Below are 13,476 nucleotides of genomic sequence, written 5' to 3'. Positions count from 1 at the left end.
CGGTTCCCTCGGCGTGATGTCCCGCGTGATGTCTCCGGCCCGGCGGTGATCCCACTGCGGTACGGCGCCCACGACCCGGTCACCGAGTGCGAGCGGAAGGACACGAGGCGATGCGCCCCCTATTTTCCGTGATTCACCGGGATTTGTCCGCGAAATAGGACACGAAACGGCGAAGGCCCCGGGAGCTGTGCTCCCGGGGCCTTCCTGATGGCTCCCGCGATAGGACTCGAACCTATAACCTGCCGGTTAACAGCCGGCTGCTCTGCCGATTGAGCTACACGGGATCGTGCTTCGCGCTGTTCGGACCTGGGGTTTTCCCCCGCTCCTTGCGGCGCAGGAATAGATTAGCGCACTCCGGGAGTGTGTGTCGCATCGATGCTCCGGGGTAGGGCCGAGACAACTCACGATCCGCGGGTAGGGTCCCGCCCAGGACGCTTGTGGAGGTGGAGATGCGTTACCGACTGATGTTCGGTGTAGGCCTCGCGGTCGGCTACATCCTTGGGAGCCGCGCAGGCCGGGAGCGCTATGAGCAGCTCAAGCGGATGGCGCGCCGGGTCTCGGACAACCCCGCCGTCCAGGAGGCCGCGGGGCTGGTCGGCGCCCAGGTTTCCAGGGCCACCGACGTGGCCAGGACGAAGGTGAGTGACGTGGCCAGGGACAAACTGCCGTTCCTGCAGCCGCGCGACGGCAGGGGGCCGGAAGAGCACGACGAAACGGGCACCGGATGGCCACGGGAGGAGAAGGCCGTCACCCCCCACTGATCCCGCCGCCCGCGCGGGTCACGGCGCCCACCGGACCCGCGCGGGCTCCTTTCGCGTTCCGTACCGAGAAAAGCCGGTCGTGGGACGCCCTCAGACGCCGAAACTGCGGCGCGTCTCCTCCAGGGCCTGCTCGGCGAGAGCGCGCAGACCGGGGTCCTGCGGGTCCATCCCGGCGTCGAAGACGAACTCCCAGATCATCTGGTCGTCGTCGGTCCTCCTCGCCACCAGCCGCACTCCCCCTCTGGCGTCCAGCGGGGCGTACTGACTGACCACGATCGAGGCCATGACCCGCTCCCGCACGGCCTCCGGCACCCGCCCCGGCTCGGGCAGCGGCGCCCGGAGCGTCCGACCCTCCGTGGTGACGACCGTCAGCCCCTCCTCGTCCCACACCCCCCGGTCGATCCGGAACCACGACAGCCTGGTCTCGCCCAGATAGAGCGCCTTGTCGGTCGCGACCACGTAGCCTTCGGGCCCCTCGGCGTAGGTGAGCACCCGGTCGGTCGGCGCCACGGCCGCGCGGACCCCCGCGGGCGTCCGATTGAAGAGCTTCATCCCTCCACGTTATCGGCGAGCAGATCGAGGGTGAGCGCGGCGGACCAGGAGAAGTCCCTGCTGCCCCTGCCGCTGCCGTCGAAGGGGTCGAAGCACTCCCTGAAGCCCGCCTGCCGTACTAGGCGCAGGGTGCAGACGCCGAGCAGCCGCGCCAGGCCGTCCAGCCCGTGCACGGCCGCCGCCCGCCGCAGCAGCCAGTTGGTGTTCACCCAGGACGGCCCTCGCCAGTAGCGCGACCGGTCGAACTGGGTGGCGCGGATCTCACAGCTGGGCACGGGATATCCGGCGGCCCCCATGAACCGGGCCGATTCGAGCACCCCGACCAGCTTGGCCACCCGGTCGGCGGGCAGGCCGGGGTCGAGCATCGGCCCGAAGGCGCCCACGGTGCACATCGGGCTGAGCCGTCCCGAGCGCAGGTCGAGGGCGTGGAAGGCCTCACCGCCCCAGAGCCGTTCGAGCAGCCCGGCGCGGATCCGCTCGGCCGCCTCCCGGTGCGGCGCGGGATCGGCCCCGGCCAGCGGGGCCAGCTCGGCGAGCGCCTGGCAGGAGGCCAGCCAGATCCCGTTGAACAGCGGGTCCTCGACCGCGAAGGGATGCTCCGCGCGCAGGTAGGCCGGGTCATAGCCGGAGTCGCGGTAACGCTGGGCCAGCCAGACGTAGCGGTCGGGGAACGGTTCCTCCCCGTGGGCGCCGGAGGCCTGGGTCACGGCGTCCAGCGGGGCGTCCCACACCGGGCTGTCGTCCATCCCCGACTCCCAGGGGTGGACGATCGCGGCCAGTCCTCCCCCTCCCAGGTCCCTGGCCGTGGCGAGGTAGTCGTGCTGGGCCACAAGCATGGGGTACAGCCTGCGGACCAGGCCGCGCGCCTCCTCGCGGTTCCTCGCGTGCCGCCACATCCACCAGGTGGCCAGGGCGTGCAGGGGCGGCTGGGTCAGCCCGGAGGTCGGCACCCCGTTGGGGGCGGCGGGATGCTCCCCGGACCGCCAGACGGAGGGGCCGGGGAAGTAGGCGTCGGCGAGACCCCGGTTGAAGACGATGTGGGGCACCATCCCGGTGTGCCACTGCCCGGCCAGGAGGCTGAGCAGTTCCGTGCCCGCCCGGCGGGTGTCGCAGCGGGAGACGCCGATCGCGACGAAGGTCGAGTCCCAGTTCCACTGGTGCGGATAGAGGCCGGGCGCGGGCACGGTCACGGCGCCCGCGCGATTGGCGTCGAGTACGGACCACGCCTCGCGTCCGAGTGCGACATCGTCCACCGCTGTCCGCCCCTCCATTCGCCCAGTCTGGGCCAGTATTCGCCGGGAGAACAGCCCTTCGCCCCTTCTGCATGCTTCTGGCATGTCTCTACCCGACCGTCCACGCGTCCCCGAGGACCGTTTCCCATCGGCCTGTCCTATCGGCCATTCGGCGTACGACACACATCTATCGGGCAGAAGACTAAAAAGGGGTCATTTATGGATATAAAGCGGAAAATCATGATCGGGAGGTTGTCTTTGGCGGTCACCGGCGCCGCAGGCGTGCTCTCCCCGGCGTTCCTCCAGCCGTCGTCCGCCCTCGCCGACGTCTCCCCTTCCGGAACACCAGGGACACCGGGGGCACCGGCGGTACCGGAAGCACCCGGGACGCCCGGGATGTCGGGGACGCCCGGCACCGGACGCGCGACCACCCCGCCCGGCGAGGCGCCACACAGCGGCCAGAACGGCCGGGACGGCCAGGATGGACGAGAGGGCCGGGGCGGGGGCGGTGACGGCGGCTCAGGGGGCTCAGGAGGCGCCGGAGGCCAGGGCGGCGCGGGGGGAACCGGCGGGGACGGGATGGGGGAGACAGAGGGGACGGTGGCCCCTGAAGGCCCCTGAAAGGCCACCGAAAGGACGCTGAGACCGGGTTCGGCTCAGCCCGCGATCACCGCGGCCAGATTGGACAACGGCTCGGCCAGTGCGTTGAGCCCGTCGGAGAGCTCCTTGATCTGCTCCTTCGACAGGTCGTTGTAGGCGGCGAACCCGTCGCCCCTGGCGTGCTTGGCGAGCAGGGCCCGCATGTCGGCGAACTCGGTGTCCAGGGTGGCCGAGAGCTTGGGGTCACGCCGGAACACCATCGGCCGCAGCAGCCGGTAGACCTCGAAGGCGCCGTCCACGTTGGCCTTGAAGTCCCACAGGTCGGTGTGCGAGAAGGTCTCCTCCTCACCGGTCACCTTGCCGATCGCCACCTCGTCGAGCAGTTCCTTCGCCCCCGCCGCCATGGAGGCCACGGTGATCTCCGCCTGCGGCAGCAGTGCCCTGAGCCTGCTGAGATCGGCCAGCAGGGTGTCGCCGTACGCGGCCTCCCTGCTGAGGGTCTGCGGTGCCCGCCACAGCGCCTTCTCCAGCCGGTGCCAGCCCGTCCACTCCTCGCCCTGGCTGAGGTCGGCCTCCCGCGAGTCCACCCTGGTGTCGATCTCGGGGAAGGCCCCCACGACCGGCTCGACGCTCTCCCAGCCGACCCTGCTCGGCGCGTAGAGGGCCTTCGCCTTCTCCACGTCGCCCTTCTTGACCGCGTTGACGAACTTGGCGGTCTTGGCGATGGCGTCGTAGATCCGCTTCTCCGCGTAGGTCCGGTACTCCCCGACCACGCGCGCGGCCTCCAGCACCTCCTGGCCGGCGTGTTCGCCCGGCGGCGCGGCGGCGGGAACGGCCGGGACGACCGGGGCGCCGCCGGTGCCGGTGCCGGCCGTGCCGCACGCGGTCAGGACGAGGGCGAGCAGGCCGCAGGCCGCGGCCGGACGAAGGACAACGGACATGGACGGCTCCCCGAAGATCTTTCCCGAAGCATCCATAATCCTGTAACCGCACGTCACAGCCTCGGCGACGTGCCGAAGCACCCGGCGATCCTCATCAGGAACGGCAGGGAGGAACCCCTCGAACCCGCTCGTTTCCCGGCAAAGGATCAACGCCTCACGAGGTACGGCGGAGGCCCCCGGAACGGGTTCCCCGGGGGCCTCCGCCGTACGGGACGTTCAGTCCAGGTAGTCGCGCAACATCTGGGCGCGGGTCGGGTGACGCAGCTTCGCCAGCGTCTTCGACTCGATCTGCCGGATGCGCTCCCGCGTCACGCCGAACTCCCTGCCGACCTCCTCCAGCGTCCTGGGGTGCCCGTCCGCCAGGCCGAAGCGCAGCTGGATGATGCGCTGCTCCCGTTCGGACAGCGTCGCGAGAATGTCGTCGAGCTGGTCCTGGAGCATGATGAAGGCCGCGGCCTCCATCGGCACGACGGCGTCGGCGTCCTCGATGAAGTCGCCGAGGTCGGAGTCCTCCTCGCCGATGGGCGACTGCAGTGAGACCGGTTCCTGCGCGATGCGCTGGATCTCGATCACACGCTCGATCGGCAGGTCCATCTCCAGCGCGATCTCCTCGGGCGCGGGCTCCCGGCCGAGGTCCTGGTGGAGCTGGCGCTGAACACGGACCAGTTTGTTGATGGTCTCGACCATGTGCACCGGAATGCGAATGGTGCGCGCCTGGTCGGCGATGGCCCGTGTGATCGCCTGGCGAATCCACCACGTGGCGTACGTGGAGAACTTGTATCCCTTGGTGTAGTCGAATTTCTCGACCGCTCTGATGAGCCCGAGGTTGCCCTCCTGGATGAGGTCCAGGAACAACATCCCGCGCCCGACGTACCTTTTGGCGATCGAGACGACAAGCCGCAGATTGGCCTCGATCAACCGTTGCTTGGCCCGTGTGCCCTCCCACACGAGCTCCCTGAACTCGGGGAAGGACATTCTTGAGACGAGATTGGTCAGCTTGTCCTCGGCGAACAGTCCCGCCTCGATGGACTTGGCGAGCTCCACCTCCTCCTCCGCCGTGAGCAGGGGCACCCGGCCGATCTCCCGCAGGTAGATGCGGACCAGATCGCTGGTCGGGGCTCTCTTACCGACATCCTCCTCATCGGACCGGACGGCGTCCTCGTCGCCCTGTGGTTCGAGGACCTCCACTCCGTGTTCGGCGAGCATGCGCACGACGCGTTCAAGCGCGTCCGACGGCAGCTCGGATTTGTCGAGGGCGGCGGCTACGTCATCGACCGTGACGCTTCCGCGCTCTCTTCCCTTCGCGACGAGGTCGGCCACCTGGTCTACCGATGGCGGCCCACTTGGCAGCACCGATGCACCCACGGGAGACAGTCTGCTGTATTCGGTCCCCTAAATGGCAGACCTATTTTTGTCACCGAAGGTAAGGCGGCGATCATTATCGAACCGAGACCTTATTGGGGTTTGGTCGAATCGCCGTATGGAAATCAAAGCACATTACGTGATCAGCTGCCCGAGGCACGATCCTTCAGCACCCGGCGCTGCTGTTCGAGCGCGACGAGCTCGGCGAACAGCCGGTTGAACCCCTCCTGCTCCTCGACGGGATTGGTCCGCTGCATCTGCGACTTGAGCTGCTCGACGGCTCGCTCGACCGAGATCAGTTCGAGCGCGGTGAGCATCCCCGAGGCGTATCTCTCCTCGTCGTCCAGGTCGACGCGCAGCCCCTCGACCGCGAGCCGGGTGACCAGCGGGCGCAGCGCCTCGGTGGCCAGGCCGAGCAGCCGGTCGACCCACTCCCGCCCGCCGGGGCCCGCCGTGGCCGTACCGCCCGCCTCCAGGATCAGCTTGTGCAGGGCGACGTGCTCGGGCAACGTGAACGCCTCGGCGCCGATCGTGTCGTAACCGGGCCCCAGCAACGCGGGCCGCTGCACGGCCAGCTTCAGCACCTCGGCCTCGGTCCGCACCGCGGGGTCGGTCAGCTCGGCGACCTTGCGCGGCCCGGCGGGCCGTTGCGGGCGCTGCGGCGCCCCCTGGGCGGCGACGGAGATCTCGGCGATGCGGTCCACGACGAACTGCTCGTTGTTGAAGCCCAGCCAGCGGTCGAGGTCGACGGCGTACAGCTGGCGCAGCGCCCTGTCCTTGATGCCGGCCACGATCGGGGCCGCGGCGTCCAGCGCGGACAGCCTCCCCTCGTTCGTGCTCACGTCGTGGCGGAGGATCACGCTGCGGATGGCGAAGGCGAACAGCGGCTCCCGGCTGGCGACCAGGTCGCGGACAGCGGCCTCGCCACGGGTGACGCGCAGGTCGCACGGGTCGAGCCCGTCGCCCTGGACCGCGACGAAGGTCTGCGTGACGAACTTCTGCTCGTCGGCGAAGGCCCGCAGCGCCGCCTTCTGCCCCGCGGCGTCGCCGTCGAAGGTGAAGATCACCTCGCCCTGCGAGCCCGACTGGTCGAGCAGCAGCCGCCGCAGCACCTTGATGTGCTCCTGGCCGAAGGCGGTGCCGCAGGTGGCGACCGCCGTCGGCACCCCCGACAGGTGGCAGGCCATCACGTCGGTGTATCCCTCGACGATCACCGCCTGGGACCGCTTGGAGATCTCCCGTTTGGCCAGGTCGACGCCGTAGAGGACCTCACTCTTCTTGTAGAGCGGGCTCTCGGGGGTGTTGAGGTATTTCGGGCCGTCCTCGGCGTCGTTCAGCTTGCGGGCGCCGAATCCGATGACGTCGCCGGTGATGTCGCGGATCGGCCAGACGAGCCTGCCGCGGAAGCGGTCCATCGGCCCTCGCCGTCCCTCCTTCGCCAGGCCGCCCTTGATCAGCTCCGCGGCGGTGAAGCCCCTGGCCATCAGGTGCCGGGAGAGGGCCTCCCACTCGGCGGGCGCGTAACCGACCCCGAAGTGCTCCGCGTCGGCCCGCTCGAACCCGCGCTCGGACAGGAACCTGCGCCCGGCCGCGGCCTCCGGGGACGAGAGCCGCTCGGCGTAGAACTCCGCCGCCGCCCGATGCGCCTCGATGAGGCGGCTGCGTTCCCCCTGCTCGCGCCCAGGCACGTAGCCGCCCTGCTCGTAGCGCAGCTGGATGCCGGCCCGGTTGGCCAGCCGTTCGACGGCCTCGCCGAACGACAGGTGCTCAAGACGGCGGACGAAGGTGATGACGTCGCCGCCCTCGGCGCAGCCGAAGCAGTACCAGTAGCCGCGGGCGGGGGTGACGTTGAAGGAGGGACTCTTCTCGTCGTGGAAGGGACACAGTCCCTTCATGTTGCCGCCGCCCGCGTTGCGGAGCTGGATGTGCTCACCCACGATGTCCGCGATCGGCGAGCGCTCCCGCACGAGCGCGATGTCCTCGTCACTGATCCGGCCTGCCACGCCGTGAGTCTAGTGCGGTCCTCCGACATCCCGGGGCGCCCTGGAGCGGCCTCGGCTGGGACGCCGACTTTCCCGAACAGGTCGTGACCAAACGGAAGGTCGGCTACAAAGGTAAAGGCTGGTTATCGATAACGTTAGCCTGGTGGAGATCATGCGATCGGGGCACATAGCTCGACTGAGTGTGACGGTGGGCGTTCTGCTCGCCACCGGGGCCTGCGCGTCCCCGGGAGGGGTCGCGGGTGTCAGCACCCTTCCCCCCGCGGCGGAGGTCGCGGCCACGGGGCCGGGCAAGGTCACGGCGACGATTCCCACCCCGTCCCCGACGCCCGCCGCGCAGGCGAGCGTGACCCGGCCGGCGGGCGACGACCCGGTGCGGGTCCCACCGCCGAAGCTGTCGAACTTCAGCTACGTCTTCCCGGTCAAGGACTGCAGGGTGAGCTACGAGAGCAGGCTTCTCGTGCTGCCGAAGACCACGATCTGGACCGGGAAGGGCTGCTCGTTCGTCTCCCCGGTGAACGGGGTGGTCGACGAGGTCAACGCCAAGAACCGGTGGAAGCCCTCGACCGACCGGGGCCCCGACCGGGAGGGCCGTTTCGTCACGGTCATCGGCGACGACGGCGTGCGCTACCTCGGCGGCCACCTGGACAGGATCACCCCGGGGATCAAGCCCGGCGTCAGGGTCTCCGCGGGTCAGGTCCTCGGCCAGGTCGGCAACTCGGGCAACGCCCGCTCGACCGCGAGCAACCTCTACTTCGCGATCTCCTGGAAGACCGACCACTCCCTCTGGTGGGTACGGCGCGGCATGGTCCCGCCGTGGAACTACCTGGACGCCTGGCTGGACGGCAACCGCACGCTCTCGCCCGCCGAGGAGTCGCGGGCCGTGATGAACCGGGTCGGCGCCTCCCCCAAGTGCTCGACCCTGTGCGCCGCCAAGCCCGGTTCGACGGACAAGCCGGAGAAGCCGTCCCCGACGCCCGAAGAGAAGATTCCCCTGGGCAACTGACCCCGTTCCTGCGGATCCTCTCCGCCGGGGACGGGGTTTCCGGCGCCTTTCACCGTTCGCACGGCCGGCGCGGACCGCAAGAGCCGCGCCGGGATATCACGGTTTCCATGAGTACGGCGACCCGCCGGGGCCTTCCGGCATTCAGGAACGGCCTTCCATTGAGCGGAATGACCCCTGTGACCGGCTCATTCACCGCGCCGCCGACCGATTGATCATCACCCTCATCCCCAAATCCGAAAAATCACTCTAATAAATAAATATCATCTTTTCGGCCACCCAAAAGCGACACCTTGACAGACAGGTAACTTTTGCTACGTTCTCCGAAAAGAACAAATGTGGCGGACCTTTGGGAGCAAGATCAAATGACGACAGATTTCCCAATTTCTCGCACTTGTCCTTTTTCTCCGCCGGACGAGTACGAACGGCTCCGCGAACAGGCCCCACTCGTCAGAGCCAGGATCGCCAGAGGCGAGGTCTGGCTGGTGACCCGGCACGCCGAGGCGCAGCAGGTGCTCAGCGATCCCACGGTCAGCACCGATCCGGCGTCCCCCGGCCATCCGATGCCCGCGATGCGGCCCGACGACCCCTCCGAGGAGGAGCTGGAGATCCGCAGGAGGTTCCAGGCCGGCCAGTTCATCGACATGGATCCGCCGGAGCACAGTCTCTACCGGCGAATGCTGATCCCCGAGTTCACCGTGCGACGGGTCAAGGAGATGCGCCCGGCCATCCAGGAGGCCACCGACCTGCTCATCGACGACATGCTGAAGGCGGGCTCTCCGGCCGACCTCGTCGACGCCTTCGGCTTCGCCCTGCCGTCCATGGTGACCTGCGCGCTCCTCGGCGTCCCCTACGCCGACCGCGACTTCTTCCGGGCCAGGACCCGCAAGATGATGGACACCGGCGTCGGCTCCTCCGCCGACGGGATCGCCGCCGCCATCGAGGTCTGGCACTACCTCGACAAGCTGATCACCGAGGCGGAGAGCGAGCCGGGCGACGACCTCATCGGACGCCTGGTCACCGCGCGGCGGGAGACCGGCGAGCTGACCCACGACGCCATGGTCGGCATGGTCTTCCTGCTGCTCATCGCCGGGCACGAGACGACCGCGAACATGATCCCGCTGGGCGTGCACACCCTGCTGCGTCACCCGGACCAGCTCGCCGCCCTGCGCGCCGACCCCACCGGCTGGCCCCTGGCCGTCGAGGAGTTGCTGCGCTACCACTCGATCGTCGACTGGGTGGGTTTCGACCGGGTCGCCACCCGGGACATGGAGATCGGGGGCCAGGCCGTACGGGCCGGGGAGGGCATGTTCGTGCTCGGCGCATCGGCCAACCGCGACCCCCGGGTCTTCGACCGGCCCGACGACTTCGACATCCGCCGGGGCGCCCGCAACCACCTGGCCTTCGGCTACGGCGTCCACCAGTGCCTCGGCCAGAACCTCGCCCGCGCCGAACTGGAGATCGCCTACCGCGCCCTCTTCGACCGCCTTCCCGCTCTCCACGTCATCGGAGACGACGACGACCTGCCCTTCAACTACGACGGGGTGGTCTTCGGCACCCGCGCCTTCCCCGTGAGCTGGTAACCCGTACGGGGCGGCCTCGGGAACGCCGTTCAGGCACCGGTTCGCTCCAGCCACTCCTTGGCCGCGGCCGGTTCGGCGGGCACCTCACGCCGCAGCCACCGGGTGATGTCGGCACGTTCGTCCCCGGTACGGGTCATCCGGTGACTGGTCAGGGGTCCGGGGGTTCGGGCCCTGAACCTGAGTCATCCTCCTGGCGAACCCGCCGGACGGCTCCGATCCTGTCGTCGATGACGGCGCAGGCGCGAGGGTCCGGAACCTCTCCCGCCGCCCGGCGGACGAGAGCGCGGGCCTCACCGTATGCCAACGCGGTGTCCTGCGGCATGTGCGCGAAGATACGCGATCAACGGACCCCGGAGCCGTCCTCGTCCCCCGGCCGTCCCGGTCGGGGAGCCACGGCGTGGGAGGTTCCGGGCCTCGACGGCGGTCACCGGAAACCGCCTTTACAAAGTATGGTGAGCACGTTCCGGGGAGGGTTCTCTTCCCGGTCTGACGAGCGCCTCTCCCAGGCCCGCTCCACCGGTCTCATCCGGATGAGATCCGGGCGCGCGCCTTCCCGGCCTGTGGGTCCGTTTCGGTCCACAGGCCGGGTTACAGGCCGGGCTTCCGCGTTCGCCCTGTCAGCAGGGTGCCGCCGCGTAGAGGGTCCCCGCCTGGGTGGTGATGCGGGAGGCGGCGTCGGCCCAGGTGGTGCCCAGGGGGTTGAGGGTCAGCACCACCATGATCTTCCGGTCGTTCGCACAGAGGGTCCCGGAGGTGTGCATCGCGGGGCTGGCCAGGTCGACGCTCGCCGTACGGGCGGACGGGCTCCGCGTACCGGCCGCCACCGGGCACCGCGGGTCCTCGTCGAAGGCGGACCAGCCCTGCTTGACGGCCCAGGGGGCGGAGACGGCGCTCGGGATGCCGAAGTACTGGTCCCAGCCGTCGTCCGCGCACCGGGTGGCCTGGCGCAGGTGTCCCATGATGAGGTTCCTGAAGGACGGGTCCGCTCTCTCCAGGATGTAGCGGTAGATCTTCACCACGTCGGCGGCGCTGATCTCGGTGTAGCCCCACATCCCCCGGTCGGCCGGTGGCGCCGTGTCGGTCAGGCCGATCTTGGTCACCATCCGGCTCACGATCGTCTCCCAGCCGCCACGCTCCCACAGGGCGCTCGCGGCGTTGTCCTTACTCGAACGCAGCATGCTCTGCAGCAGCTGGGCGTCGGCGGTGGGCACCGCCGTACCCGGGCCGAGGGTTTCGAGGTAGTCGAGGGCGATGAGCAGTTTCACCAGCGAGGCGGAGCGGAACCTCTTGTGCTCCTCGCTGCGCACGGACGTGCCGGTGACGCGGTCGTAGACCATGTAGGCGGTCGAGCGATCGGCGGGCAGCGACGGGCACTGGGCGAGCCTGGCGTCGTCCGGGTCCAGTGAGGTGTTCAGGTAGAGCGCGGGCACGAAGCCGTAGCCGTGCCGCTCCGGGTTGCTCACCACCCGGTCTCCCTGGGTGTAGTACCACACGTTGTTGCCACCGCCGTGCTGCTGGCCGCGCGTCCAGCACAGGAACCAGCTCTGGGCGGTGTCCATGACCCCCACCTGCGGCGACGAGCCGTCCGGGGTGGCGTGGACCGGGGCTCCCGTCTGGTTACCGCAGACGGAGTCCTCGGTGAACGTGTTCGGGAAGATTCCGCCGCCATGGCTGACACCCGTACGGTGCTGACACACCTGGGCCTGCGCGGCGGAGGTGGGTAACAGGGCCAGGGCTGTGGCGACGAGCACACCGACGAGCAGCCCGCTGAAGACTCGCATGGGTTCCCCTCACTGGTTGAAGGGCGTCGCGTCCCGTGCGCGTCACCGGAACGCGCGCCCGTCCCCGATGGGTTCACGTAATCATGACCGGGAAACCCCGACAATCCTTGATCCAGCCATAAACCACAGGTTTCCCGACATATCGGAACGCCAGCCGCGAACGAGTGCCGCAACCCCTCTTGGACCTTTCGTGAATTTCGTCGGACTTTGTGGCGTTTGCCGGTCGGGTAGGTAGCCGATGGACCCCGGCACCGTACCGCCGACCGGGCCTGACCCGGCGAACAGGAGATCCACATGCCCCTGCACAAGGTCACCTCCTGGGACGACGTGTACACCTCGCCGCTGAGCGAACGGCCGCTGCCGAAACGCCGCCTTCCCGACTCCCCCGCCGAACCACGCGCGGTCTACGACCTCGTCAGTTCGGAACTCCTGCTCGACGGGAACTCCGCGCAGAACCTGGCGACGTTCTGCACCACCTGGAGCGACGAGGAGACCCATCGTCTGATGGATCTCTGCCTCGGCAAGAACATGATCGACAAGGACGAGTACCCGCAGACGGCCGAGATCGAGTCCCGGTGCGTGCACATCCTGGCCGACCTGTGGAACTCCCCCGACGGCATGGGCACGATGGGCTGCTCGACGACCGGGTCGAGTGAGGCGGCGATGCTCGGGGGGCTGGCGCTCAAGTGGAGATGGCGCCGTCGCCGCCAGGAGGACGGCAAGCCGGCCGACCGCCCCAACCTGGTCTGCGGCCCGGTGCAGGTCTGCTGGGAGAAGTTCGCCCGCTACTTCGACGTCGAGCTGCGGCAGGTGCCGCTCGAACGTGACGCGACCGGTCTGCGCCCGCACCAGCTACGCGACTACGTCGACGAGAACACGATCGGCGTCGTGGCGATCCTCGGCGTCACCTACACCTGCGACTTCGAACCGGTCGCCGGCATCGCCGGGGAACTCGACGCGATCCACACCGAGACGGGCCTGGACGTGCCGATCCACGTGGACGCCGCCAGCGGCGGGTTCGTCGCCCCGTTCGTCCAGCCCGACCTGCCGTGGGACTTCCGGCTCGAACGGGTCGCCTCCATCAACGCCTCCGGCCACAAGTACGGCCTGGCGCCGCTCGGCGTCGGATGGATCGTGTGGCGCTCCGCCGACCTGCTGCCGAAGGACCTGATCTTCGACGTCAGCTATCTGGGCGGTGAGATGCCGACGTTCGCCCTCAACTTCTCCCGTCCCGGCGGCGAGATCGTCGCCCAGTACTACACGATGCTGCGGCTGGGCCGGGAGGGATACCGCAGGGTCCAGCAGGCGTGCCTGGACACCGCGCGGTTCCTGGCCGACCGGATCGCCAAGATGGGGCCGTTCGAACTGCTCTACGACGGCCGGGGCGCCCTGCCCGCGGTCTCCTACACCCTGGCCGACCCCGACCCCGGCTTCACCCTCTACGACCTGTCCGAACAGCTGCGCGCCAGGGGCTGGCAGGTTCCCTCGTACCCGCTGCCGCCCGACCGGCAGGAGACGGTCGTCCAGCGGGTGCTGATCAGGCACGGCATCGGCCGTGACGAGGCCTCCCTGCTCGCCGAGGACATCCGGCGCTGCCTGGACCGGCTCCACCGGGGCGGCGAGGCGGAGCACAGGCCGGGGTTCCACCACTGAACCACGGG

The 13,476-nt window shown here is 69.2% G+C and carries 10 protein-coding genes and 1 tRNA gene; 4 read left to right on the top strand and 7 right to left on the bottom strand.

Features of this window, described 5'->3' with window-relative positions; genetic code table 11:
- Nucleotides 1-208: 208 nt before the first annotated feature.
- Nucleotides 209-284: transfer RNA gene (locus ACIBVQ_RS01420), tRNA-Asn, on the bottom strand.
- Nucleotides 285-449: 165 nt separating this feature from the next.
- Here ACIBVQ_RS01420 and ACIBVQ_RS01415 point away from each other — a divergent pair.
- On the top strand, nucleotides 450-761 hold the full coding sequence (locus ACIBVQ_RS01415) for a YtxH domain-containing protein (RefSeq protein WP_352008661.1): 312 nt from the start codon (nucleotides 450-452) through the stop codon (nucleotides 759-761).
- Between the two features lie 90 nt (nucleotides 762-851).
- On the opposite strand, the gene ACIBVQ_RS01410 is transcribed toward ACIBVQ_RS01415, so the two are convergent.
- The 5 genes from ACIBVQ_RS01410 to dnaG all read right to left on the bottom strand — a co-directional run bounded on the left by ACIBVQ_RS01410 (nucleotide 852) and on the right by dnaG (nucleotide 7,451).
- On the bottom strand, nucleotides 852-1,313 hold the full coding sequence (locus ACIBVQ_RS01410; RefSeq protein WP_399174934.1) for a hypothetical protein: 462 nt from the start codon (nucleotides 1,311-1,313) through the stop codon (nucleotides 852-854).
- Nucleotides 1,310-2,584 (bottom strand): MGH1-like glycoside hydrolase domain-containing protein, encoded by a 1,275-nt coding sequence (locus ACIBVQ_RS01405; protein WP_399174932.1) that lies wholly within the window; start codon nucleotides 2,582-2,584, stop codon nucleotides 1,310-1,312. The genes ACIBVQ_RS01410 and ACIBVQ_RS01405 overlap by 4 nt, the downstream gene beginning before the upstream one ends.
- A gap of 617 nt (nucleotides 2,585-3,201) precedes the next feature.
- A complete protein-coding gene (efeO, locus tag ACIBVQ_RS01400; RefSeq protein ID WP_399174930.1) occupies nucleotides 3,202-4,086 on the bottom strand; it encodes an iron uptake system protein EfeO in 885 nt (294 codons plus the stop codon).
- A gap of 216 nt (nucleotides 4,087-4,302) precedes the next feature.
- Nucleotides 4,303-5,406, bottom strand: a complete 1,104-nt coding sequence (rpoD, locus tag ACIBVQ_RS01395; RefSeq protein WP_352008657.1) for an RNA polymerase sigma factor RpoD — start codon at nucleotides 5,404-5,406, stop codon at nucleotides 4,303-4,305.
- A 185-nt stretch (nucleotides 5,407-5,591) separates the two neighbouring features.
- A complete protein-coding gene (dnaG, locus tag ACIBVQ_RS01390) occupies nucleotides 5,592-7,451 on the bottom strand; it encodes a DNA primase (RefSeq protein WP_352008656.1) in 1,860 nt (619 codons plus the stop codon).
- 151 nt (nucleotides 7,452-7,602) lie between these two features.
- Between dnaG and ACIBVQ_RS01385 the strand changes: the two genes are divergently transcribed.
- Both ACIBVQ_RS01385 and ACIBVQ_RS01380 read left to right on the top strand, forming a co-directional pair.
- A complete protein-coding gene (locus tag ACIBVQ_RS01385) occupies nucleotides 7,603-8,454 on the top strand; it encodes a peptidoglycan DD-metalloendopeptidase family protein (RefSeq protein ID WP_386190273.1) in 852 nt (283 codons plus the stop codon).
- 482 nt (nucleotides 8,455-8,936) lie between these two features.
- Nucleotides 8,937-10,034 carry a cytochrome P450 gene (locus ACIBVQ_RS01380; protein WP_399174927.1) on the top strand — a complete coding sequence of 366 codons (1,098 nt, stop codon included), beginning with the start codon at nucleotides 8,937-8,939 and terminating at the stop codon, nucleotides 10,032-10,034.
- Nucleotides 10,035-10,651: 617 nt separating this feature from the next.
- Here ACIBVQ_RS01380 and ACIBVQ_RS01375 read toward each other — a convergent pair.
- Nucleotides 10,652-11,815 carry a hypothetical protein gene (locus ACIBVQ_RS01375; protein ID WP_362910745.1) on the bottom strand — a complete coding sequence of 388 codons (1,164 nt, stop codon included), beginning with the start codon at nucleotides 11,813-11,815 and terminating at the stop codon, nucleotides 10,652-10,654.
- A 294-nt stretch (nucleotides 11,816-12,109) separates the two neighbouring features.
- Here ACIBVQ_RS01375 and ACIBVQ_RS01370 point away from each other — a divergent pair, with 294 nt between their 5' ends.
- Nucleotides 12,110-13,468 (top strand): glutamate decarboxylase, encoded by a 1,359-nt coding sequence (locus ACIBVQ_RS01370; protein ID WP_399174925.1) that lies wholly within the window; start codon nucleotides 12,110-12,112, stop codon nucleotides 13,466-13,468.
- Nucleotides 13,469-13,476 lie beyond the last annotated feature (8 nt).

Source organism: Streptosporangium sp. NPDC049376 (assembly GCF_044466505.1).
In the GTDB taxonomy this organism is placed as follows: Bacteria; Actinomycetota; Actinomycetes; order Streptosporangiales; family Streptosporangiaceae; genus Streptosporangium.
This window is presented reverse-complemented; position numbering and strand designations above follow the sequence as displayed.

Coding starts and splice junctions, on each gene's coding strand:
- ACIBVQ_RS01415 (WP_352008661.1), top strand. CDS start 450: ATGCGTTACCGACTGATGTTCGGTGTAGGCCTCGCGGTCGGCTACATC.
- ACIBVQ_RS01410 (WP_399174934.1), bottom strand. CDS start 1,313: ATGAAGCTCTTCAATCGGACGCCCGCGGGGGTCCGCGCGGCCGTGGCG.
- ACIBVQ_RS01405 (WP_399174932.1), bottom strand. CDS start 2,584: ATGGAGGGGCGGACAGCGGTGGACGATGTCGCACTCGGACGCGAGGCG.
- efeO (WP_399174930.1), bottom strand. CDS start 4,086: ATGTCCGTTGTCCTTCGTCCGGCCGCGGCCTGCGGCCTGCTCGCCCTC.
- ACIBVQ_RS01385 (WP_386190273.1), top strand. CDS start 7,603: ATGCGATCGGGGCACATAGCTCGACTGAGTGTGACGGTGGGCGTTCTG.
- ACIBVQ_RS01375 (WP_362910745.1), bottom strand. CDS start 11,815: ATGCGAGTCTTCAGCGGGCTGCTCGTCGGTGTGCTCGTCGCCACAGCC.
- ACIBVQ_RS01370 (WP_399174925.1), top strand. CDS start 12,110: ATGCCCCTGCACAAGGTCACCTCCTGGGACGACGTGTACACCTCGCCG.